A 24444-nucleotide genomic window follows, 5' to 3' on the forward strand; every position below is an offset into this window, starting at 1 on the left:
TGCAACTATTACTTTTGTCAGTATCGATTGGGCGTACAACGATGTAGGTTTTATCGGCACCAGAGAAGCTCTTTAATGCTATCAATATCGCTAGCTGCTCAAATGATAATAGGTTCGCACACTGATCAGGCCAAGAGGCAATTTAACGGGAGAAACCAATGCCTACTACTTATGATCCACTCAAAGATTCATTCCTGGCAACATTAACTATCGATTCGGCCCCTGCCTGCTTCTCTTATTTTATATTGGAAGAGAATACTGATAACTGGCAGACGAAAGCGGGTAAAGTGTTGACGCTTGGAAATGGCACTTATGGCATAACACAGAAGTATACATCCACTCTGTACGCCAACTCGACCGAAGACATGGAGGTACCCTTTTATTTCAAGAGGATCAAGGACGGCTATTACAATATTTACTCCGCGGCGACTGCAGGCGAATATGGGAAGTGCCTTGCCACCTATGATTACGGGGGGAGCATTAAGGCCCAGGCCAACTCGCCATCTCTCTACCAATTGAAGGTCGTTAAAACTATTGAAGCGGACGTTATTTATGAGGTGGAAATCTACTGTGCAGGTGATCGATTAAGTTTATTTAACCGGGAGACACATGGTACAGAATGGCATGCTCGCGTGGATGCAAATTATCGCAAGGAAGGCATGCCACCGCTGATTGTGAAAGGCCAAAATGCTACATTCCAAATCCGCATAAAGGAGAAAAATTACGCTGGCCTTCCCACGGCTAAGTAGTGCGCTGAGCGGTTAATTTATCTATCTACTTGCCTAGCTCTGAAATAGGTTCACATTTGACGGTCAGCGAAAACTGAGTGCAGCACTTGATTCTTGCGGTAAGGTGCTGCACCCATTTCATTTCTTGCCCCCACTCATTCAAAAGGCACTGTCGTTGTGAGTTGGCCGGCAGAAAATGCAGCGCCGTGTTCTGCTTTCCTACGAGACTTGCTGCGATGATCCGCATCGACTCCATCTGGCTCGCCACCGAGCCCATGGACATAGGCGCCGGCACCTGGTGTGCGGCACGGCTCCGAAGTTGAGTTGAATGCCGAGCAACTTCAGGCCCTGGTACTCGGTTTACCTTGGCAGCGCGCCGATGCAGGCGGAATTATCTCAATGCTTTAACATCTGCCACGACGCGCATGCCAGCCCAATTGGCCCATCAGTCTATCGTCGCCATGAGCCCTCTCTGACAAAATCGGCGGCATGACTTCGCATCCGAATCTCGATCAAGAACTGCGTGCCTTGGCGGCGCAGTTGATCCAGCGAGTCGAGACTGAACACCTAATAAGCCTGCTTGCCAGTAAAAGCATTGAGCGTGCGCACCAGAATCACGAAGTCGAGCCACAGCGACCAGTTGTTGATGTACTCGATGTCAGAATCAACACGCTGGATCATTTGCTCGATGTCTTTGGTTTCACCTCGGAAACCCCGCACCTGCGCCAGGCCGGTCATGCCGGGTTTGATGTTGTGCCGGGCAAAGTAGTCGACGATGTCCTGAGAGTACTGTGTGTCATGTTGACGCGCGTGCGGGCGCGGCCCCACCAGGGACATTTCGCCCATCAGCACATTGAACAGCTGCGGCAGTTCGTCAAGGCTGGTTCGACGGATAAAGGCCCCCACGCGGGTCAGGCGCACATCGTTCTTCTGCGCTTGCCTGACCACGCCATCTTCCGGCTCATGAACAACCATGCTTCTGAACTTCCAGATGCGGAACGATTCTCCGGTCCAGCCCATGCGCTCCTGCCTGAAGAACACCGGGCCCGGGCTGTCGAGTTTGATGGCAAGGGCAACAGCCAGCAGCACCGGCGATGCAAACAGCAAGATAAGGGCTGCGAGGACTTTGTCTTCCAGGTTCTTGAGGAACAGGCTCGTCCCTGTCAGCGGCGTTTCAGACAAGGTCAGCACGGGAATGCCGGAAATTTCACGCACACTGTGATTGATCAAGCGCAGTGAAAAGATGTCCGGCACCCAGTTAACCGCAATGCATTTGTCGAGCAGCTTCAAGTACACGTCATTGATGACCGCAGAACCGCTTAGCGGCGTGACCAGATAGACCGTCCTGATCGCATGCTGCACGACGATTTCATCAAGATCGGCGATATGCCCCAACACCGACAAGCGATTCTTGCCTTCTAGGTTATCGCCGCTGTCCCCTTCACCGGTCAGGACACAGCCGACAATCCGCTCACCAAACCAGGGGTTGTTGCTTATCTTTTGGTGCAGAAAATGCGCCAGGTCGCCGGCGCCAATGATCAGGGCGTTTTCCAGCCGATAGGCGTGGGCAAAAAAACGCTTTTGCACCTCGCGCACGGCAAAGTGCAGGAACAGCTGCACAAAATAGCCGATGACAAATAGCTCGCCCACCAGCATGCGTGAATAGCTCTCGCTCTGTTTGGTAAGAAACGCCATGACCACGAGAAAACAAAAGGTCGCCGACCAGGCTTTAAACAACCTGAAGGCCTTGATGGAAAGCCCGACATTGCTGCGGTAAATGGCGTAATGGTCGTAAATGACGGCCAATGCACCGATCAACAGCAACATCATGATGACGTAATCAGAGGTGATGTAACCGATCTGGTCATTGATCAGGTACCAGGCAACACCGGTCACCGCAATACCGTCGAGACCCGCCTGGATGGCGTTACTGACACTGCTTCTTCGCTGGAGGAGGGAGCGGCTGCTTCTGGGTTCGAAAACCATTACTAGACCTCGTCAATTGAGATACCACACGCTTTCCCAATATTTCCCAGCCCTGCCTGAAGGAGCTTGTGATATCACTGTAGCAGTACCAAGCTTTCATCGCTGACTGAGTCATCCCTGCCGTTCACTTTGGCTGAATCAGACGATCCGCCGGTCAGACGGTGTTGCCTAGAAAGGCCGGGGCGTGTTTTCGGCGTCTTGCGTTGCCGACTTTGTGCAGAAAAGCGTCCGCAACAGGAACATTGGATTGCCCATCACATACCGTTTGAACAAGCGTTTAGGTTCCCTCATCAATCTAAATAGCCACTCGCATCCCAACCTGCGCAGCCATAACGGAGCCCGCGTTACTTTGCCGCCGAGAAAGTCCAGGATCGCCCCGCCGCAGACGATCAGGCATGGCATGTCAATGGCTTTCAATCGGGCAGCAACAGCCTCCTGCTTAGGCATGCCCATGCCCAACACAATCAGCTCAGGCCGCAGTTGCTGGGCCAGGTTGCTGTAGGTATCCATCTCGGCAAAGCCATGACAAACCGATACAACCTGCACACCAAACAGCGTTTCGCTACGCTGCGCCGCTTGGCTCAGGAACGGCTCTTCTGTCCCCCAGAACGCCACGCGGCGGCCCTTGAAAGTCGCCAGCAGTTGCGGAATGAAGTCCGTGCCATTCATGTTCAACCCCGGATCAAGGCCCAGGCGACGATAAAGAATCGCCATGCCTACGCCATCCCGTAACAACACATCAGCCGCGGACAGTGCCTCGTAATAATCAGCATTCCTCGCGACCAGATTCATCGCATGGGCGTTGACAAACCCAAGCACTGTCGGCGCTGCGGTTTCAGAGAACGCTTGAAGTAATCCTTGCTGACCATCTGGATTACTGATCACCTGAAGTTTTTCAACAATCGCTTTCCAGCTTTTCTGCGAAGCCACATCAACCATTAGCTGTCATCCCGTTTTGAGCGCACCCATTCAACCTGGCGCTTGATTAAAAACCCCAGATACAGGGGTACCTTTTTCGCCGCATAGAACGGTGCATACAGCAACACGGAAAACCCGATCAGCTCACGGCAGAACCGGCTCCACGCCAACAGCACCGCGGCAACCAGCAGAGCCATCGCGCCCGTGGCGATCAACGCCGGCAGCCATACACCGAACAGCAGAAAGGCCAACCATCCGGCGCTGAACACAACCAGCAAGGTCAAGGCCAGCAAGGCCAGCGGCGGAACCATCAGGTCCACCGTCATCGCCAGCAGGTACCAATTGCGCCGGGTGAGCGACGCGCCCAGCAACTGCGGCGCTTCCCCCAGCAGTACCCCCAGATGCCCCCGCTCCCAGCGCGCGCGCTGAGTCGTGAGCCCTTCAGCGCTACGGGGGAAAAAGCTGGTGACCTGTGCATCCGGGCAAAACAACGGCGGCTTGCCGTTGCGGCAGAAATCCAGGCCCATTTTCAAGTCTTCGACCAGGTGGCCGCTGGCCAGATCGACCAACGCCAGGTCTTGCCAGGCGATCGCCATTCCCGTGCCCATCAATTGACAGGGCAAACCCACTCGCGCCCCCCCGCGTGGCCGCACCAGGTTCTTGACCCGCCAGGCGAACTCGGCAACCTGGACTTTCAGCCCCGCACCTGCCGGTGCACACATCAGATCGAGGGCCTGCACTGGCCGCCCGGCACTGGCGCAGCGGCGCGCCAGATGGTCAATGCCGTGTTCACTCACCGTACAATCGGCGTCGATGATAATCACCACCTCTGGCGCAGCCCCGGCCAGATGACGCACACCACAGTCCAGCGCATAGCCCTTGCCACGCCGTTGCGTATCCCAGCGCTCCACCACCTCGGCGCCAGCCGCGCGGGCCCGTGCGGCAGTGTCGTCATTGCAGTTGTCGGCAACCACCAGCAGTCGATCACCCTCCAGCAGCTGCGGGAAAATGCTGTTGAGCGTCGCCACGATGCCCGAGGCTTCGTTATGCGCGGGCACCAGCACCGCTACTCGCGGCCGCCTTCCGTTCACCGGCAGTACAGGTCGCGCCGGCAGGCAGGCCAGCAGCACCTGCGCGAACAGCACCAACACCGGCAGCAACGCCAGTAGCGCTACTGCTCCCAGCAGCCAAGCCAGTAAAGTAATCATGCTAATGCCTTAAAGTAGCCGGCCAGCCTGGCCGCTTCATTGTCGATATCGTGGCGTTGCAACACGCGCTGATACGCCGCCTCCCCCATGCGCTGCAAGGTGTCGACCGGTTGCGCAAGGCAGTCGGCCATGGCTGCAGCCAACTCCTCCACAGCCCCGGCGGGAAACAACCAACCGTTCTCACCCTGGCGAACCAACTCGGGAATACCCGCCACATAGGTGGTCAGCACCGGTCGGCGCAAGGCCATGGCCTCCATGATCACCACCGGCAGGCCTTCGGCGAAACTCGGCAACACCAGGGCACGGGCAGCAAGGATCTCATCGCGTACCTGCGCACTGCTGATCCAGCCAGTGATGCGCACCTGTTCCTGCAAGTCATGCCGGACAATCAGCGCTTCGATGTCCGCGCGCATTTCCCCGTCGCCCGCCAGCACGATTTCGAACAGCACCGACTGCGCGGCCAACAAGCGTGCTGCCTCAAGCAGCAGCAGTTGGCCCTTTTGTTCACACAAACGCCCCACGCATACCAGGCGCGGCACACTGGGCGCTACGACGGCGGGGACTTCGTGGAACATGCGCTCCAGGCCGCAATGCACCACCTTGACCTTGGCCCAATGCTCATGGGCCACCCAGCGATACAGCTGGCTACGCCCGTAGGAGCTGACGGCCGCGACAAACGCCGCGCGCCGGACTTTCTCACCCAGGTACAGAAATTGAGGCTTGTCGAACTCTTCCGGGCCATGCACGGTAAAGCTGTAAGTGGGCCCGCCGAGCGCATTGGCCAGCATCACCACCTCGGTTGAATTGGTGCCGAAATGCGCATGCACGTGCTCGGCGCCAAACGCCTGCAACCACTGCACAACACGGCACGCCTCGGCCAGATAGACCAGGTGGTAGGGCCACGGGCGATCGGCACGCAGGCCCATACGCAAGGCCAGCCACAGGGCCGAACAAAATTGCCGCGGGCGACTTCGCAGCACTTGCAGCAACGGCACGAGCAGGCCCTTTATGCCGTCTTGCAGCACATAGCGGGTCTTGTCCCGTTCAGACAGGTCCTCGGCATCCTGCAACTCAGCGTCCCAGCCACGCAAGGCAATGCGTTGAATCTCGATGCCCTGGCGTTCCAGCGCCAGAATTTCGCGGCGAATGAAGCTATGGCTGACCTTGGGGTACTGATTGATGAAATAAGCAATGCGCATAGGAGCCCGACTGTTTACCCGCGTTATGAATGATCAGAACTGCCCCGCCAGCCTTCTACCTCAGGCTGGCGATCACCGACGGCTCGCCTGCTGGCGTTGCCCCCGGCAGCGAGGCCTGTTTGAGCACGTCTTCATAGATCCCCTGAAGCTCCAGGGCCTGGTCGCTGCACAACTTGATACTGTTTTTGAAGGGGTTGCGATGTTCGAGGTAGCGATGCTGGTTCTCGAGCACATCGGACAGTGCCTGGCGCAAGTACTTTTCATCGGTGCTCAGCGGGATGATGGTGCCGTTGACGCCATCGACGATATCCTCAACCGTTCCGCCGCCCTGGGTGCTGATCACCCAGACATCGCGGGCAAGCGCTTCGCGCACCGACAAGCCGAAGGTTTCTTTCAACTGCGTCGGGAACAGCAGAACATCGATGCTGGAATAGAACGCGTCCATGTTCGCCTGGGCATAGCCAGGAATGAAGGTGACGGTCCCGGGTATCTTGATGCTGTCCGGCTTGAATGAACGCAAGCCAAGGTGCAGCTGGCTGTCCACCACCTTGAGCTCATAGTCCGAGCGGTTGAGCGAGGCAAAGGCGCGGGCGATCAGGGTCACCCCCTTGATCGAGACATTGCCGCCGACATAGCCAAACCTGAGGGTCTTGCCCGGTTGCTTACGGTAGTTGGCCGCAGGCGCCAGGATGCCATTGTTGTTGACCCGGATCTTTGCGGCATCGAAGCCGTTGGCGATATACAGGTCCCTGGCAAACTTGCTGGGCGCAAGCAACAGGTCGGCCTTTTTCAGCATGTTTGCCAGCCATTGCTGGCGGTAATCGTTCAGCACTGGATCGTCTACACACTTTGCGCAGACTTCACTGGAAATCCTGGTTTGCCCGCAGTATTGCCCATGCTTGTTGATCATGAACTGGCGACCACAGATCCACCAGGTGTCATGCAAGGTCACCACAAAAGGAATGCCTGCCTTGCGGCAACTTTCCGCCAGCTGCGCCCCGAGTCCTTGCACCGAATGCAAGTGCACAAGGTCTGGCGCAACAGTGCTGAGCATGGCCTCGAAGACCGGGATAGTCGCGGGGTTCTCAAAGTATTCGGCGCGCTGATCGGGTAGCCCCATACCGATTACCGCAACCTTGTTGACCTCGTACCTGAACAGGCCGTAGGGCCCCGCGCTGGCGACTGGCAACGAGGTCAACACGAAGGGTTGCAGTTGCGATGACTGCGCCATCAGCCGGGTCATCTGTTCAGCGATGATCGTGGCGCCGCCATAGCTTCTGGGGGCGAAGAATATGTTTGCCGACAGCACGCGCCTGGCGCGGGTCTGCACCTGCGCCGGAAAGATCCGGCTCAGTGGCTGCCAGCTCTTGCTGTCGGACCCAGCATCCGGGCTCTGCTCGATCACCGTCACATGCCTGGCGCCAGCCTCGGTCATTACCTGGGCCAGCGCGCCTGTCGAAGCGATGGCCCGGTCGCACGACAGCAGCGCCTGTTGATACAGCGCCACGGCCGCCAGCAGGCGTGCAATGGCGTCGTCGCTCAAGGCATGCAGATCATGCTGCTGACGGTACGCCTGCGCATCGAAAATCAATTCATCGGCGTCCCAGTAGGACGTGACCTTGAGCCGCCTGGCCTCCTCGATCAGCAGGAGCACATCGGCGAAGGCCGGCACCCGAAAGAAGATCACCGCGGAACACATCTGCAGTGCATTCAGGCAAGCGCTGTGCTCACGCCAATCAAAAACGCGGCATCGGTAACCGAGGCCCGCAAGCGCTTGCTGGATCTGGACCACCCGGGATTGTGGGCATTGCGCCAGGTCAACCTCGCTGATCAACACCACTTCATTGGCGAACAGCTCGCTGGCCGGGACCCCGGGGTTGCCCAGCGGCAGGCTTTTACCCGTTGCATCAGGGGCTTTCCACAGTAGGCCCGGCCCCTGCTTCAACAACTCCCGCCAGACCTTTTTCAGGGTTGGATACAACCCGGCTTTGTGCACATACGCCCGAAAGCGCTGGTCCAGCCGTGGTTCGCTTGCAAGGTGGCGGAGCAACGCGGCAACCCGTGCCGTCAATGGCGTGAGGGTCGATGCGCGGTGGACTTCCTGTACCGCCAACGCGGCGCCCAGACGCTGGCGGTGCAGTTGCAGCTGCCGTTGCGCATCCGTGCCTGCCAGTGCAGTTTCGATGTGGGCAAATACATCATCCAGTAACGCCTGGCGTCTGCGGTACATCGCGCGTTTTTTCGCGGCGATGTCATCCGCCGCACGCATTGACTGGGCCAGGGGAATGCTGAAGAAATCCTCGCGATCCGAGGGCGTTGCACCATTTTCCAGCCAGATGACGTCATAATTTGCCGCCAGATCCTGGGCTTTTTCAGCACCAAAATACGGATGACGATGGTGCCGGTACGCGTCGCCGACCGCGTAAATTCGGGAAGCCCCCACCGTTCTGGCAATGCACTTGATGGCTTCGATGAGAAAGCTTCTGGGACGCAGCCCCTCAAAATCCTTGGTCAGGTCGCGGTAGATACTCAAGGACCTTTCACTGTCTATGCCTTTGTGAATACCCTGAACCGCACCGATGAACAGACACAGCCCATCCGTGCTGCGCGACAAGGTGAAGGCGATTGAGGCCACGCGCAAATCACCCTGGAACACGTTCAGCACCAACTCCCCTTCGCGCTTGAACCAGATCGGCCGATCCAGGACCAGGGTACAGGCGCTGGAGTAGTTCGACAGGTCGCACAGGGTCAGACGCTCGTCACGCCCCAGCAACAACAGCGCCGGAAACTGATCGCTGATCGCTTCATAGTGCGACGCCACCGCAGCCAGGCGTACCGGGGCATTCCAGCTCTTGCTGATGTAGGGCCACTGCACCACACCGATGCAGTCACCCCCGAGTTTCTCAAAGCCGTCACTGCCCAGCGTGTTCGACATGCGCGTGAAAAACGAGCGCAGGTCTGACCACTGCCAGGTCATGACCAGCATCAACTTGAACTTGTTGTTCAGCGACCGTAAAGAATATCCGGGCTGCAACGTGAGCACACTGTTCAATATCGATCGATAAATCATCGGTTTCTCACTTGTATTCGATCAATACCGCTTTGCCGGCACCGAATCTGTTCAATAGGAACTTCACCTGCCCCAGCATCTCGGGAAACTTGCCAAGCACCAGGAAGATCGCCTGCAGCCAGTTTTCGCGCGCCGACCTGACGCCCCGGCGTGCCAGGCGCACGGCCTGCAGCGGGTAGATCAACAGCAGCAACAGCCCCCAGCCTCCCAGCCATGCACTGGCAGCGACGATTGCCAGCGGGATCGCCAGCCCCCAGATCCAGATGCGCCGCGACTCTCGCTGCCAATGGCGCTCCGGTGCCGCACCATGCAAAAAAGCGCCTTCAGCGAAGGCATAGCCGCCACGCAGGCTGCGCTGCCACCACTGGCCAAACCGGGTCATGGCGGCGTCGTGCAGGGTCATTTCCTCAGGCAAACGCCAGATCTTCCAGCCAGCGGCGCGCAGACGCACACACAATTCAGGCTCTTCTCCGGCAATAAGACTGGCGCGATAGCCGGACACGGCAGCGAAAGCGTCAGCGCGCATCAGCGCATCACCGCCACAGGCCTTGGCCTCACCAATCGGTGTGTCCCACTCCAGGTCACACAGCAAGTTGTACACCGAACGTTGCGGAAAGCGCTCGCGGCGCCGCCCGCACACCACCGCGACCGCAGGATGCGCATAAAGAAACGCTTGTGCCTTGGGCAACCAGCCAGCGGCCACCTCGCAATCACCATCGACAAACTGCACATGACGCAGCGTCGGCAACAGGCGTTGCAAACGGGCAAAGCCTTCGTTGCGAGCCCGTGCTGCCGTGAACGGACGGGTCATGTCCAGCGCCAACACCTCGACGCCGCGCTGGCGTGCCATTTGCACCGAACCGTCCACCGAACCCGAGTCGACGTAAACGACCTTGTCCGCGCTACCCTCCAGCGAAGCCAGACAACGCTCAAGCCGCTGGCCCTCGTTACGACCGATAACCACTACGCCAATGCCTTTCACCATGGGCCTCACTCGCGACGATCAACTGGCTTGCTCAGGTGTATTCCATTACTTCAGTGGGCTTTCTCACCTTTATAGTCGCTGGCACGCCAACGGCCAGTGAATTGTCCGGCACATCGATCAATACCACCGCGTTGGAGCCAATCACGACGTTGTTGCCAATGCGAATATTGCCCAGCACCTTGGCACCGGCGCCGATATCGACGTTATTGCCGATGACCGGCGCCGTGGGTTCATTGACATTTTTCAGGCCGACCACCACGCCGTTGCGAATCCGGCAGTCATCACCGAATTGCGCGTATCCGCTGATGACGATGCCGCCAAAATGGTCGATGACGAAGTTGCGGCCGACCACCACCTCACACGGCAACTCGACGCCGGTGACGATCTGCACCAGTTTGAACAGCACCTTGTAGACAAAGGAAAACAGCTTGCGCAGCAACGCCGGACGCACGCCGTAGCGCCAGCGTCCGAAGCGATACACCAGCATGACCCAGAAGCCCTGAGCACCCCAGTCGCCACGGTATGCACGCAAGTCCGCACGTATGTTTTCGAACATGAATTCACCTACCTTGTGGGTTGGCTCGCGAACCGGGTTTCGAACAACAGCGACCAGGTGGCACGGGTATGCTGCCAACATGCCCTGATGGCCGCCCGGCCTCGTCCTTTCAACAGCGCCTTGAGTGCCAGCAGCAGATCACCCAGGCACACCAGTGCCATATGCAAGGCCAACCCGGGCACGCCATGATGTTTGCGGAAATACAAAAGCTCGCTTTCGATCTGGTAGTTCGATATCTGGCGACTGGCTGCCTCCAGTTCGGCAACCGACTTGGAGCTTTCGCCACCAATGTGCACGACCGTGGTATGCGGATAGAACACCACCTTCCAGCCGGCCTCTTTAACGCGTTTACAGTGGTCAACCTCCTCGTAGTAGAGGAAGTAACGCGGGTCGAACAGGCCAACCTGATCGAGCACTTCCCGGCGCACAAGATAGAAGCAGCCTGGCAGCCAGTCGCACTCGCGGACCGAACCGTGATCCCAGCTCATCTCGTCGACCATCTTCAGCCACGGGAAAAAGCGCCTGAGCCCGGTGCGGGCCACAAACACGTTCAACGGCGTTGGAAAGTAGCGGCAGCTGGGTTGCAGATCACCCTCACGCCCTACCAGGCGAACACCCAGCACCCCGCATTCAGGATGGGCGTCCATGTAGTCGATGGTTTTGCCCAGGCTGTCGGCGGCCACAAAGGAGTCGGTATTGAGCAGCAACGCGTACTTGCCTTGCAGGTGTTCAAGCAATTGATTGTTGGCACGTCCAAAGCCGACGTTTTTTTCATTGCTCAGTAACGTCGCCTCAGGGCACACCTTGGCCAGGCACTCCAGCGAATTGTCGACCGAGGCGTTGTCCACCACCAGATAGCTGGCAAGCTGCTCGCTATCAGCCTGGCGCAGCGCGTCGAACATCGGCTGCAACAAGGCTGCGGTGTTGAAGTTGACCACCAGCACGTCGACGGGCTTGCTAGCCATTGTTCCCTTCCCCGAAAAAGTACTGCCGCCTTGCCGCCACCAGTGTTGGCTCCAGCGCCGGGTCGAACGCGCCGTTGCGCTGTCTGACCAGGTCCATCCACGGGTAGGCAACGCAGCGCTCTTCAATCCGGCTGACCAGTTCTTCGGTAGTGCAAATGACCTTGGCCGGATTGCCTCCGACCACCGTGCCAGGCGGAACATCTTTGGTCACCACAGCACCCGCGGCGACAATCGAGTCAGGCCCGATGGTCACGCGCGGCATGACAATGGCGCCATGGCCGATAAAGCAGTTGTCGTGGATATCGATGTAACCGACCGAGTCCAGGTGCTTGCCATAGCGCACTTCAATCAAGGCCACTACCGCGTCATGGCCGATCAGCGTGCAATCGGACAGCCCCACATAACTGCCGATGCGTACCATCGTCGGGTCGGTGATGTTGCAACCGCTACTGATGTGTACATGGTTGCCGACCGAATGAAACTTTCCCCAGCGCTTCAAGTAGACGCCCCACTCGCAGGCATTGGGGTTGCACAACTTTTTGTACAGGGGGCTGCCGCGCCCGGTTGAGTTGACGTAATAGGTCAATGCGCTGCGTATCCATCCAAACATACTGCGACCCTCGCAAGTGAAGCTATCTTGGACTGTCCCTGAGTCGATCCGGTCTCGTTCTTGTTGGTGCTGACCGGATTGCACTCCCCACTATCAACCGCGCTGTTGCCCGTCCTTCAACACTGGCGCAACATCCCGCCGATGTCATACCGCCGAAGCGCTGGCCACCTTCATTTTGTTATCAAGGTGATCCGCCAGCCTTAACGCAAACTGCAGCAGCGGCATCGTCGGGTTGGAGGCGCCGCCCTTGGCAAAAATACTGCTGCCGGCCACATAAAGATTTTCAGTGCCGAACACCTTGCAGTTGGCATCGACCACACCCGTCTGCGCTGAGGCCGCCATCCGCGTGGTCCCCATATGGTGGGCATGCGGCGCTATTTTCAGTGGCACGGCGGTGTCATAGACGTAATCGTTGAGCTTGACGAAACCCAGCCCCACCTCGGCAAACTGCTTGGCGATTTCGCTGCCGATGCACTTGATGGTGTGCCTGTCGTCGGGACTCAAGGCCCAGTTGACATTGACCTTGGCGACACCCAGCGAGTCTTTTTCGTCCAGCAGCGAGATACGGCTTTGCACATTGGGAAACTGCTCGAGCATCGTGCTGATCACGCCATCCCCCGGGCAACTGAACTTGGCAATGAATTCAATTTTGCTGGCCACGCCCATTTCACAGGCGAGGTTTTCGAGAAAGTGTTTGACCTCGGCGGTTCGCCCGTAAGTGCGCACCTCCGACAGCACCGAGGTAGCGACATTACCTTTGCCCGAACGGTACTCCTCGATAAATGCATCGGTGGTGTAATACTCGCGCGGCTCGGTATCTTGGCCTTCTCTTAATATGAAGGTGCCCATATCGATATTCAGGTGTTCCATGAAACACCCGCCCACCAAGCCATTGCGGTTGACGACGCCCGCCGCCAGCAGCGACTCGCTGTTGAGCAATTGCCGGGCATTCTCGATGGCGCCGGTTGCCAGAATGAAATTGTGTGCCTCCAGTCGCTCACGGTGCAGGTCGTAATCCGACACTAGCGCAGCCACCAGGCGGCCTGAAGCCTGATCGAACTCAAGATCGACACAGTTGCAATTGAGAAAAACCTCGAGCCCCGGGGTTTCGTTGAGCGCCGTTGCGTACTTTTGCGCAAACCGCGTCGGCGGGCTGAGCAGAAAGCGGTCAGCCTCGAACTCGCCCCCCTTCAAACCGGTGTTGCGCGCCTGAAAGCTTGCCCCTTGCGGAAGGTCGACGATCGCCATCGCCGCCGGCAGATAGCGCTCGATCTCCGCATATTCGATGGGCCAACCGGGCAGATTGCCAGGCGGCGAGACCGCGAAGTCAGAGGCCTCGAACGGACGGCAGCGCCCTGCCCAGTGATTGGACGTGCCGCCCAGGAAGCGCAAGCGCGTTTCCTCGGCATACATCTCAAGGCCTGTCGAGGTGCAGGCGTAAAGAGCTTGTGAACGCGGTGAGGCCTCGTGCCCTCCGCCCTCGATCAGGACCACGCTCCATCCGGCCTGCGCCAGTTGCAGGGCCAGGGTGATACCGGCCGGGCCGGCACCGACGATGCAAAAGTCGTAGCCGCTGCGCAGTTCTTTTTGCGCCTGGTAGTCCTTGATCATGTCGGCTCTTTCCGGAAGTACTCAGATGGCAACACCCAGCCATTGATCACGACAAATCCGGTCTTTCCGGCAGGTTTGCGGGCAACGCCTGCAGAGAAGCCGAACAGCACCCCGCCAACGCCCAGCACCACACAACTGCCCAGAAAGCCCCTGCGACCTAATAGCGGAGTACAAAACTGAAACTTCCCCATGATCCCAAGACCTATGCCATTTATCGTTTTTAGAGAAGTAACCGGGCACGCCTCACAGCCAGTTGAAAAAGCTCGTTACCAGCACGCCGCATAACGCCCCGACGGCCACCACCGGGAGCACCGCGAGTTCGCGCTTGAGGTCGAAAATACCTAGCTTGCGGTTGACGTACACAATCAGTACAAGGGTCGGGAACGTATGCAAGGCCACCCCCCAGATCGCATAGTTCACGCCGCCGATGGCTAACAATAACGGTAGCAGCCCCCATAACGAGACGAGGCGAATAATGTTGTCGATCGCCTGGTATTTCGTCAGTCCCATGGCCAGCCAGACCTGGTGCGCCAAGGTGTAACGCAAGACCAGAAAAGACAGCGACAATATCGCAAGAATAGTGCCTGCACCGGCATACCGCTCATCGTACATCCAGCCAATGAGCATCGGGCTTGCGGTCAGCAGCCCGCCGCAGGTAAACAGCGAGACCAGGTCAACCAGCAATTTGAAGCGCATGTACAGGGCCTTCAGACGTTCACTGTCGCCCTCTCTGGCCGCTTCGCTGAAGGCTGGCAGGGCCACGGCGCCGAACAACTTCATCAGGCCGGTCTGGATCGAACCGAGAATCAGCACGGCAATCGAGTACACGCCCAGCTCCGCCGCGGTCATGCTGGCCCCGAACCAGATGCGGTCGCCATACATGGCCAGCACGCCGACGACCGACGACACCAGGATCCAGCGACCAAAATTGACCAGCTCGGTCAGGGCCGAACGATCCCACTGCAGGCGGTTACGCGGCCCCTGCAGCGCCACGTGGCCAAGGACCGTACTGGTCAGGGCCGCTACCACACTGGCGATCACCAGCGACCAGATCGAGCGGGTGAAATAGCCGATCAGCAACATCACCACCAAGCCGACGACCTGCGACGTCAGATCGATCAGCACCACGCGCTTTTGTTGGAAAGTTCGCACCGCGACATCTATCTTTGTTGACTGGAAGCCAAAGATGATTGCCGATATGCCGGTGATCGCCAGCACCAGCGGCAGTTCCGGTGCGGCATAGGTGGAGCCCGCCGGCCACAGATTGCCGAGTTGGGTCAGCCAGACGCCGAGGGCCAGCAGCAGGGTCAGGGAAAACAGCACAAAGCCGCGGATGATCTGCACCGTCCAGGCGGTATTGAGGAACAGCGGATCGTCGCCACGTCGGCTCTGGACAATGTTCTGCCGTATACCGACATCCGATAGCAGATGAAGGAGCACGGATACCGTGGTGGCAATCACCATCACCCCGAACATTTCCGGTACCAACAACCGGGCAATGATCAGGTTGCCGCCCAAACGAAGGACTTGCGATAGCACCAACGACAACACGTTCCAGGCCCCGGCCCAGATTGCGCGTCTTTTGAGACTCACCGGGGCTGACACATCAATCGACGGCATGACATCAATCTCTGACTGAATGGCTAGAAGTCACTATAGTTTCAATTAGCCATGATGCTAGCCGTCATCCACCAAGGGACAGGTGCCCATCGCCAATGCCTGAACATTTTCGTGCGCTTATCGTCATTCTGTTTCTGGCTGGCATGGTTTTTATCCTTGCGCGCCGGCCTGCAACAGACCTGATTCCGTACCGCGACTTCAAGCGGCGACGTAACCTGTGGTTCATCGTGACCCTGCTGGCTTTTTTCTCCCACAGTTTCTGGTTGTATGCCGGCGCCGCGGCGATCGTGCTGACGCTCGCAGGACGCCGCGAACGCAACCCCATGGCGCTATTCTTCCTGCTGCTTTTCGCCATTCCGCCGGCGTCGGTACAGATCCCCGGCTTCGGGGTCATCAACTACCTGTTCGAACTCAACCACGTACGCTTGCTGACACTCTGTGTGTTGCTGCCCGCGGCCCTGTACCTGAGCAAACAGAGCGATACCCAGGCCTTTGGCCGCACCTTGCCTGACAAGCTGCTGGCTGCCGGTGTGGTGCTGATGAACCTGCTGTACCTGCGCGAAACCACCCTCACCGACACCTTGCGCCAGACGTTCTATCTCTACGTCGACGTGTTCCTGCCGTATTACGTCGCCAGCCGGGGACTGAAGGAACTGAGTGATTTCAAGGACGCGCTGCTGGCCTTCGTGCTCGCCGCGTTCGTACTGGCAATCATTGGCGTTGCCGAATTCACCCGTCACTGGTTGTTGTACAACGCCCTGACCGATGCCATGGGTGTGCAGTGGGGCATGTCCAACTACCTGAGCCGCGGCACCTCATTGCGCGCCAGTGCGACCACCGGTCAGGCCATTGCCCTGGGTTACGTCATCAGCGTGGCGATCGGCTTTTTCCTCTTCGTGCAGGGCTATGTACGCAGCCGCTGGCAGCGCTATCTCGGCGCCCTGCTGCTGTTTGGCGGGCTGATAGCGCCGCTGTCGCGTGGCCCGTGGATCGGCGCCGTGATCATCATTGCGGCGTTCATCGCCACCGGCAGGGGCGCGGTCAGGCGCCTGACCCTGCTGGCCCTCGCGGGAGTGCTGGCAATTCCCTTGCTGACCCTGGCACCCGGTGGCGAAAAGGTCCTCGACCTGCTGCCCTTCGTTGGCAACCTGGAAAAAGAGAACATCACCTACCGCCAGCGTCTGCTCGACAACTCGTGGATCGTTATCCAGCGCAACCCCTTGTTCGGTTCATTCGATTATCGCAACACCCCTGAAATGCTATCGATGATTCAAGGCCAGGGCATCATCGATATCGTCAATACCTACGTCAGCCTGGCGCTACGCACCGGCCTGGTCGGACTGACGCTGTTCGTGACGTTCTTTCTCAGCGTTCTGCTGGGAATCCGCAAGGCACTGCGCGCATTCCCCGACAAGGACGATGAACAGCGACAGCTCGGACGGGCGCTGCTGGCAACGCTTGTCGGGATCATGGTGATCATTTTTACCGTCAGCAGCATCACCGTGATTCCCGTGGTGTATTGGTCGGTCGCCGGCGTGGGCGCGGCGTATGTCCAGATGGTCCGCAGGCACAGGTACACCCAGACCGAAAACCTTCTCCGTGCCGGCCTTCAACCCAGGTAATGTCAATGACCTCACTGGCTCTGCGCCCCTTCATGCGGGCTTCGGCATTCGTTTGCCTGGTTATCTTGCCGCTGACCAGCGGGGCAAGCGACTGGACCGTCAGCGTAGAAGAGCAAAACGGTCTACCCACCCTGACCCGCGGCGGTGGTCCGGCGATGATCTCCAGATTCGACTTCTGGGGCGCCGACTGGGGCTGGACGGGTTTTCCCACGTCATTCAAGGTCGATGCGCCGTACCGTTATAGCCTGTCGGGCAGCAACAAAAGCCTCGACTTCGATCTGCAGGCCGATATCGACAAGCCGGCAGCGCAGACATTGACCTGGACCTTCGACCTCGATGCCCATAGCCAGAAATCGAACGTTGAGGGCGGCGGTATCGTTTTCCAGTTCGACCCGGAGCTGATTGCCGGGGAAATGGGCGATCCCGTGCTGCTACCCGACAATCGCGGCTGGTCCTGGGGGAACAGCCAGAGCAGGCGCCTGGAGATGCGCTTCGAACCTCCGCTGGCAAAGGTGTTTTTCGAACAGGGCAACCCTTCACAAGTGCGTGCCTTCTTCTACAAGGGCTCCGTCCCCGCCGGTCGCCAGCAGATCAAAGCGGTATTGAACCTGACCGGCGACATTGCCCTGGGCCAGACCCCGAGCGAACGCTTCGGCCTGGCAGACCCCGGCACCTGGCCGGACGACCAGCTCGACTGGCGAACCTCGCCGGTCGATCTGTCGTTTCTCAATGCCCCCGAAAAACCAGCCGGCAAGCGCGGTTTCGTCAAAGCGTCCGGCGAACAGCTGCTGTTTGCCGATAACACCCCGGCACGCTTCTGGGGCACCAACGTGTCGGCGTACGCGATCTTCAACACCTCCGACATGGAGATCAAACAGCAGGCCAAACGCCTGTCGGCACTGGGTTTCAATCTCGTGCGCCTGCACCACCATGACTCTCCTTGGGTCAGCCCGAACATGTTCGGCAAGGCAGACGCCATCCAGGACACCCAGCAGTTGAGCGCGGCATCGCTGAAAAAGATCGACTGGTGGATCAAGTGCCTTAAAGACGAAGGCATTTATGTATGGCTCGACATGCACGTAGAGCGCGCCCTGACGGCCAACGACAACATCTATGCGTTCCAGGAGCTGCCGCAGGACCAAGGTCGAGCCGGCCTCAAAGGCTATGCCTATGTCAACATCACCCTACAGCAGGCAATGAAGCGCTTTGCCGAAGACTACCTGACCCATGTAAACGCTTTCACCGGTCTTGCCTATAAAGACGATCCAGCCATCGCTGCGGTATTGATCACCAACGAAAACGATATCACCCAGCACTTCGGCAATATCCTGCTGCCGGACAAAGACGTACCCAAGCACAGTCGGCTGTACATGGACGAAGCCAAGGCCTTTGCCATGCGCCATGATTTGCCAGCCGGGCAAACCTGGCGGGCCTGGGAGTACGGCCCGTCGAAACTGTTTCTCAACGATCTGGAGCGACGCTTCAACGTCGATATGATCGAGCACCTGCGCAGTATCGGGGTGAAGGTCCCCATCGCCACCACCAGCACCTGGGGCGGTAATGGCCTGAGCGCCTTGCCGGCGCTAACCGTCGGCGATGTGATCGATGCCCACAGCTACGGCGGCGCAGCTCAGCTGGAGAAGAACCCACTGACCAGCGACGGCATGATCAACTGGCTTGCCGCGGGCCAGGTCGTGGGCAAGCCGCTGACAGTCACCGAGTGGAACACTGAACCCTTCCCTACCCCCGACCGCCACTCGCTGCCGCTGTACATTGCCGGTACCGCCAGCCATCAGGGTTGGGATGCGCTGATGCAATATGCCTATAGCCAGCAAGCCTTCGACGCCGGCTGGATCAGGACGGGCAATTGGAATGCCTACAACGACCCGGCGATGATCGCCACCCTCCCCGCTGCGGCCTTGCTCTATCGTCGTGCCGATGTACGCGAAGCATCGACCCGCTACGTCTTCGCACCCACGCCAGACACCCTGTTCAACCAGCCCGTCAACCCGAACAACTCGGTGTTGCTGCGTACCGCCATCGAGAAAGGCAAGCTGCAGATCGCCATGCCCGAAACAGCGGAGCTGCCATGGCTGCAGCCAGGCGCCATCGCCCCACCAGCGCAGGTGTTGCATGACCCCGGCCAGTCGCTGCTGGATGCCAATGCCAGCGAGTCCACCAGCGACACTGGCGAGCTCAAGCGCAACTGGCAACAAGGCCTCTACACCATCGACACGCCGCTGACCCAGGCCGCTACCGGCTGGCTGGGTGGCAAGACCATCAGCCTTGCCGACATCCAGGTTCAGGTGAAAAACGCCTACGCCAGTGTCGTGGTGCAAAGCCTTGACGCCAAGCCGCTCAGCCAATCGCGCGAGCTGTTGATCTCGTTGGGCACCCGGGCCGTGCCGAAAGCCGATGACATGACGCCGTTTAATGTCGAACCCCTCGAAGGCAGCCTGAGCATCAAAGCGCCTGCGGGCTTGAAGCTGTTCGGCTACCAGGCCCACGGACCAGTCAAAGAGCTTGCCGCAACCTACCAGGATGGCCGCTACCAGATCACCTTCGACGCTCGGCAAATGTCCAACTGGCTGTTCTTGAAATAGGCCATTTCGCCTTCTACAGTCAAAGCTGATTGCACCGTTCGCGCACCAACAGATGCCAGGAGGTTTGGATGAAGTTTTTGGTTGTCGGCGGTGCAGGCTATATCGGCTCGCACATGGTCAAGCACCTTTCAAGCGCCGGTCATGAAGTGCTGGTTGCAGATCATTCCCCCACTCGTCACAACGTCCGCTGGGTCGAACTGGACATCGCCGACGGCCGGGCCCTGGATACCCTGTTCGCCGAGTATCAGTTTGATGCCGTACTGCACTTCGCCTCCTTCATAGAAGTGAGCGAGTCTGTCACCGACCCTGCCAAGTACTACCAGAACAACGTGGCGGCGACCCTGACACTGCTGCAGGCCATGGTCCGGGCCGGCATCAAGCACCTGATCTTTTCCTCGAGCGCCGCCGTCTATGGCAGCCCGCAGTATGTCCCGATCGACGAAGATCATCCGAAGGCTGCAATCAACCCCTATGGCCGCAGCAAGTGGATGGTGGAACAGATACTCGAGGACTTTGACCGTGCCTATGGACTGAAATCCGTCTGCTTGCGCTACTTCAATGCCGCCGGGGCAGACCCTGAGGGCGAGATGGGCGAATGCCATTTACCGGAAACCCACCTGTTGCCTTTGATTCTGCAGGCCGCTGCCGGGCGGCGCACAGAGGTCACTGTCTTTGGTCGTGACTACGACACACCCGACGGCACCTGCATTCGTGATTATGTTCACGTCAGCGACCTGGTTTCGGCCCACTCGCTGGCTGTGGACTATCTATTGAAGGGTGGCGCTAGCACCGCGTTCAACCTTGGCAATGGCCTGGGGTTTTCGGTGCAACAAGTGATAGATGCAGCCCGCACCGTGACCGGTCGCCAGATCGTCGTCAACGAAGCTTCGCGCCGCGCCGGAGACCCGCCACGGCTGGTGGCTGATGCCCGCAAGGCTAAGGACGTACTGGGCTGGGAGCCAAAGTTCGCATCGCTCGAACAGATCGTCAGTCACGCCTGGCACTGGGAACGGCAATACCCCTGGCACTAACGACCAAGCACGACCAGCCACCCGGTGGGAGCGGGCCTTGCCCCGCGATCTGCCGCAAAGCGGCAGTAAAACCAAGCAGCTAGGTGTATCAGAGGTACCGCACATTCAGGATTTGCGGCCGCTACGCGCCCGATCGCGGGACAAGGCCCGCTCCCACCGGGGAACGGGCATTTAGCTTTTACCTGCCCCTGCTTAATAGTAAGAGCGCGGTTGCGGCCCCGCCTTGTTCAATACCGTACCGATCAGATTGGCCGTCGCCAGATGGTACATGCAGTCTTCGATCTCTTTCTTGTTGTTCGAACCGTTAGCCACCACCAGCAGCACACAGTCGAACTTGGGCAACAAGGTGATCGCGTCATCGGAGCTCAGCAAGGGCGGCAAGTCGAAAATGCAGATGCGCGAATCGTAGCGCTCGCGCAGCTCGCCGATCAGGTTGCTGACCTTGGGTGATGACAGCAGCTCGGTGGACAGCGGAATGGGTTCGCGCGTCGGCAACACCACAAAACGCGGCAATGTCGGGTTGACCATGACGTCTTCCAACCCGGCCTTGTTGGACAGCAGCTCATTGAGCGACTTTTCCATCGACAACCCAAGACTTGCCCCGACCCTGGGGCGACGCAAGTCAAAATCCACCAGCAGCGCCGTCTTGGTAGTGTGATGGGCAATACTCATTGCCAGGTTGATGGCCAATACCGTCTTGCCCGCTTCCGGTGTCGGCGAGGTGATAGCGAGGGTGCGCCAGCCATTCTCTTCCATCGCCTGCAGCACCTGCGTGCGCAGCAGGTCGAACGACGTACTCAGGTTCGAGTTCTTGTTGTAAGCCACAATCCGATGACGTTCCAGGTGCTCTGCGCGCAACGGCACGACCCTGGTTTGCACATAATCGAACTGACCGGGTACCTCCGGCTGCTCGGCCGGCGGCGGGACGTCCGCTGCCGGCGAGGCATCCGGGTTGACCTGATGAATATTCTTTCCAAACACCGAGGTGATCCTGTCCATCACTGCTTTCCCTATTCAAATCTAGCCATAGCTTTAAATAGCAGAAGATCCAAAGGCATGTAGAACACGTGCACCAGCACCATCAGAATAGCAACCAGCACCAGCCCAGCGAGGAGCAGCAGCTTTCGCCACTTCTTGCGCTGTGCCAGATCGGCCTGGGTGGGAATATAGGGAATGGCCACCAACACGCGCCGGCCCACCACACTCTCCAGCGCCCCTACACCGCGCACGCGCTGGTTCAACATTTCCAGCAGCATCACCAACGCGGCACCACCGGCCGGTGCCAGCACCAGGCCCAGCGCAGCAATTTTCTTGCGGTTCGGTTTGACCGGTTTCTCCGGCATCATTGGCGGCTCCAGCAGCACAAAGCGCTCGGCTTTGTTCTCCTGTTCCAGGCTTTCGGTAATCTTCGCGCCCATTTCCTTGGCACGGATTTCCTCATACTTCTTGCGGGCGTTGTCGTGATCACGCATCAAGGTGACGAGGCCACGCTCGACTTGCGGTGCTTCAAGAATTTCCGCCTCGTAGCCTTCCATCTTCTTCACCAGCTCACGCTTCTGCTCGGCCAGTGAAGCGATGCGTTCCTGCGCAGCGCCAATCCGGGTGCGCACCCGGGCAACATCCAGGCTTACCGTAGAAGCCGGCGCGCCACGCACGCCGGTGGCTTCGAGCGCCTGGATCTTGCGTTTGACGGCAACCACATCCGGGTGCGCGTCGGTGTATCGAGTCAGCAGCCTGGTGTACTCCGCCTTGAGGCTGGGCAGGTCCTGAGGCTGATCGGCAACGGATTTGGCGCCTTCTGCCTTGCTGGTCAATCCGGCATTGGCGGCAGACAACTCCAGCTCAAGGTAACGCAGCTCTTCCTGCGCTGCTTTGTAGTCGCGGTCGACTTCCCTGTACTCGAGCTCTGAACGCGACAACATCCCCATGCGCAATGCCTGATGCTCGGGCAAGGCATTGGCATGGGTTTGCTTGAAGTCGGCCAACTGGTTTTCCAGGCTGGCCAGCTCGGCGCCCAGCTTGTTCGCTTCCTGGGTCAGGAACACGGTTGTTTCACTGGCACGCTCGGTGCGCTGCTTGATGTTCTCATTGAGAAACAGCGTGACCAGTTCGTTGGCAACCTCTTTGGCAACCTCCGGGCGCTTGTGCTCAAACGACACGTTGAACGCAACCGTCGCCTCGCCACGCCCTTTGATGAACGTACTGAGGGTGGCCACCACAATCGAGTTGCGCATCAGGTCGATCTTGTCGAACTCGCTGAAGCGCCCGCCCTTGTCGGCGAACAGGTTGTACTTGTCGATAATCCGCAGCAGGTTGTCGCGGGTCATCACCCGCTGGCGAATGACTTCAATGCGCTCATCGGCAAAACTGTTGTTGTTCGCCGACACCAGCTCCGGAGAAATCTGCTGCGATTCCACCAGGATGGTGCCGGTCGACTGATAGATCGGCGGGACAGTCACCGCGACCACCGCAGTCACTGCCAGAATGACCACGATACTCACGCCCAACAGCAGGGCCCGGTCCTTGATAATGGCTATGTAATCGTTGAGGGACAGCTCGTATTCAGATTTCATAGGGGCCACTCTGCCGAAGTTCAGAGGTCGGGAAATCTATAGGTCAGGGTCATACCAATGATCGTGCCTACAGCATCTGGCAAACCGTCTTGCTGGCGTTCCTTGTACATCAACGATAGGCGCAGATCGCAAAAAGGCGAAAGGTCTCGACTCGCCCAGGCGCCATAAGTCTGCAACGTGTTTGGCGTTTGCCCTTTACTGTCCTGCCAGGCGGCATCAAGACCTACACGACTGGTCTCGTTGAGCGCATAGCTCCAGGCACCGCGCACCGAATCGACCTCGGTGAAACCACCCTCGGCGCTGGCGACCGTGCTGCGCTCGGCATCGACACTCAAAGCGTTTCGCTCGCCTGTGTAGTAAAGCGAAAGCCCGCCTTCGCCGCGGCGACCACCACCGTCACCGGAGACTTCATTGACGCCCAGGTGCACATCGCCCTGCAGGCGCTCGGAGAACTGATACTTCAAGCCGACTACCGGGCTGTAGCTATTGGAGGCGCTTGCCAGGGTTTCATCATCCGGCTCATAGCGCTTGGCACCGATGCCGGTGTACAGGTCGGTACGTTCACTCCAGGCATAGGTCCAGGTCAGATTGGTCGCAAGCTCGTCATAACCGGTAAGCGTATCCACGTCATAGGTGGCGCTGGAGTACTTGGTTTCGTTGGACAAGGTGCTGCGTTCAGTCAGGGCGCTGTTCCAGTTGGCGGCCAGCACGTACAACTTCTGCGTGCCATCGGTGGTGGTGACCACGCCGGTATCCTGCACAGCGGAAGACAGTGTCGAGCTTTCATTGTATTGCGCCGACAAACCATAGCCGCCCGTTTCGGTCTCTCGCTGCCAGCCCAGATTGACGTTGGGGTCCTCACGGTTATCGACGATATTCGTGTCGGACGAGCGCAACACCCGCACCCCGAGACCCAGGCGCAACTGGTCGCGATCGAAGGTGCCGACGAGGCTGTAGTCGGGGGCGATGATCGTACGCGTCACACCCTCCTCCCCAGACGTCAAGAGCAACGGGTTGCTGTCATATTCGACAGTGGTCGGCAATGCTGCCGAGGACTGCCAGGTGGAGGCTTGGACCATGCCCGCAAACGGCAGGATCAAGCATGCTGTGGCAACGCCGGGTATTCGCAATAGAGGCACTGTAATTCTTATTAGGTCGG

18 protein-coding genes and 1 pseudogene are annotated in these 24444 nt (G+C 58.8%); 4 read left to right on the forward strand and 15 right to left on the reverse strand.

Going from position 1 to position 24444, the window contains the following annotated elements:
• The first annotated feature begins 158 nt into the window (after positions 1-158).
• Positions 159-749, forward strand: coding sequence for a hypothetical protein (locus tag NPS47_RS04090; RefSeq protein ID WP_274293823.1), 591 nt, complete (start codon positions 159-161; stop codon positions 747-749).
• Positions 750-1295: 546 nt separating this feature from the next.
• Here the strand turns inward: NPS47_RS04090 and NPS47_RS04095 are convergent.
• The 12 genes and pseudogenes from NPS47_RS04095 to NPS47_RS04145 all read right to left on the reverse strand — a co-directional run bounded on the left by NPS47_RS04095 (position 1296) and on the right by NPS47_RS04145 (position 15456).
• On the reverse strand, positions 1296-2714 hold the full coding sequence (locus tag NPS47_RS04095; protein WP_274293824.1) for an undecaprenyl-phosphate glucose phosphotransferase: 1419 nt from the start codon (positions 2712-2714) through the stop codon (positions 1296-1298).
• Positions 2715-2882: 168 nt separating this feature from the next.
• Complete coding sequence (locus tag NPS47_RS04100) at positions 2883-3653, reverse strand: WecB/TagA/CpsF family glycosyltransferase (protein WP_274293825.1); 771 nt, start codon at positions 3651-3653, stop codon at positions 2883-2885.
• A complete protein-coding gene (locus NPS47_RS04105; protein ID WP_274293826.1) occupies positions 3653-4840 on the reverse strand; it encodes a glycosyltransferase family 2 protein in 1188 nt (395 codons plus the stop codon). Before NPS47_RS04105 ends, NPS47_RS04100 begins: the two co-directional genes overlap by 1 nt.
• On the reverse strand, positions 4837-6039 hold the full coding sequence (locus tag NPS47_RS04110; RefSeq protein WP_274293827.1) for a glycosyltransferase: 1203 nt from the start codon (positions 6037-6039) through the stop codon (positions 4837-4839). Before NPS47_RS04110 ends, NPS47_RS04105 begins: the two co-directional genes overlap by 4 nt.
• A gap of 55 nt (positions 6040-6094) precedes the next feature.
• Positions 6095-7738, reverse strand: coding sequence for a glycosyltransferase family 4 protein (locus tag NPS47_RS25630; protein WP_337993412.1), 1644 nt, complete (start codon positions 7736-7738; stop codon positions 6095-6097).
• 441 nt (positions 7739-8179) lie between these two features.
• Positions 8180-9109: pseudogene (locus NPS47_RS25635) on the reverse strand (DUF535 family protein); the annotation flags it as partial.
• A gap of 7 nt (positions 9110-9116) precedes the next feature.
• On the reverse strand, positions 9117-10094 hold the full coding sequence (locus NPS47_RS04120; protein WP_274293829.1) for a glycosyltransferase family 2 protein: 978 nt from the start codon (positions 10092-10094) through the stop codon (positions 9117-9119).
• 31 nt (positions 10095-10125) lie between these two features.
• Positions 10126-10650, reverse strand: coding sequence for a serine O-acetyltransferase (locus NPS47_RS04125; RefSeq protein ID WP_274293830.1), 525 nt, complete (start codon positions 10648-10650; stop codon positions 10126-10128).
• A gap of 8 nt (positions 10651-10658) precedes the next feature.
• A complete protein-coding gene (locus NPS47_RS04130; protein ID WP_274293831.1) occupies positions 10659-11615 on the reverse strand; it encodes a glycosyltransferase family 2 protein in 957 nt (318 codons plus the stop codon).
• Positions 11608-12225 (reverse strand): acyltransferase, encoded by a 618-nt coding sequence (locus NPS47_RS04135; RefSeq protein WP_274293832.1) that lies wholly within the window; start codon positions 12223-12225, stop codon positions 11608-11610. Before NPS47_RS04135 ends, NPS47_RS04130 begins: the two co-directional genes overlap by 8 nt.
• Positions 12226-12369: 144 nt before the next feature.
• On the reverse strand, positions 12370-13836 hold the full coding sequence (locus NPS47_RS04140) for an FAD-dependent oxidoreductase (protein WP_274293833.1): 1467 nt from the start codon (positions 13834-13836) through the stop codon (positions 12370-12372).
• Between the two features lie 243 nt (positions 13837-14079).
• Positions 14080-15456 carry an oligosaccharide flippase family protein gene (locus tag NPS47_RS04145; protein WP_274293834.1) on the reverse strand — a complete coding sequence of 459 codons (1377 nt, stop codon included), beginning with the start codon at positions 15454-15456 and terminating at the stop codon, positions 14080-14082.
• 95 nt (positions 15457-15551) lie between these two features.
• Here NPS47_RS04145 and NPS47_RS04150 point away from each other — a divergent pair, with 95 nt between their 5' ends.
• From NPS47_RS04150 to galE, 3 genes are all read left to right on the forward strand, one after another.
• Entirely contained in the window at positions 15552-17078 is a 1527-nt protein-coding gene (locus NPS47_RS04150) for an O-antigen ligase family protein (RefSeq protein ID WP_274293835.1), read from the forward strand.
• A gap of 5 nt (positions 17079-17083) precedes the next feature.
• Complete coding sequence (locus NPS47_RS04155; RefSeq protein WP_274293836.1) at positions 17084-19681, forward strand: cellulase family glycosylhydrolase; 2598 nt, start codon at positions 17084-17086, stop codon at positions 19679-19681.
• 68 nt (positions 19682-19749) lie between these two features.
• Positions 19750-20712 (forward strand): UDP-glucose 4-epimerase GalE, encoded by a 963-nt coding sequence (galE, locus tag NPS47_RS04160; protein WP_274293837.1) that lies wholly within the window; start codon positions 19750-19752, stop codon positions 20710-20712.
• 192 nt (positions 20713-20904) lie between these two features.
• Here galE and NPS47_RS04165 read toward each other — a convergent pair whose 3' ends face one another.
• The 3 genes from NPS47_RS04165 to NPS47_RS04175 are packed head-to-tail and all read right to left on the reverse strand — an operon-like array spanning position 20905 to position 24424.
• The gene (locus NPS47_RS04165; RefSeq protein ID WP_274293838.1) at positions 20905-21711 is read right to left on the reverse strand and encodes a CpsD/CapB family tyrosine-protein kinase; all 807 of its coding nucleotides are present in this window, start codon (positions 21709-21711) and stop codon (positions 20905-20907) included.
• 11 nt (positions 21712-21722) lie between these two features.
• Positions 21723-23285 carry a GumC family protein gene (locus NPS47_RS04170; RefSeq protein ID WP_274293839.1) on the reverse strand — a complete coding sequence of 521 codons (1563 nt, stop codon included), beginning with the start codon at positions 23283-23285 and terminating at the stop codon, positions 21723-21725.
• Positions 23286-23305: 20 nt separating this feature from the next.
• Entirely contained in the window at positions 23306-24424 is a 1119-nt protein-coding gene (locus NPS47_RS04175; RefSeq protein ID WP_274293840.1) for a hypothetical protein, read from the reverse strand.
• Positions 24425-24444 lie beyond the last annotated feature (20 nt).

The sequence above is a fragment of the Pseudomonas putida genome (assembly GCF_028682475.1).
Taxonomy (GTDB): Bacteria; Pseudomonadota; Gammaproteobacteria; order Pseudomonadales; family Pseudomonadaceae; genus Aquipseudomonas; species Aquipseudomonas putida_AG.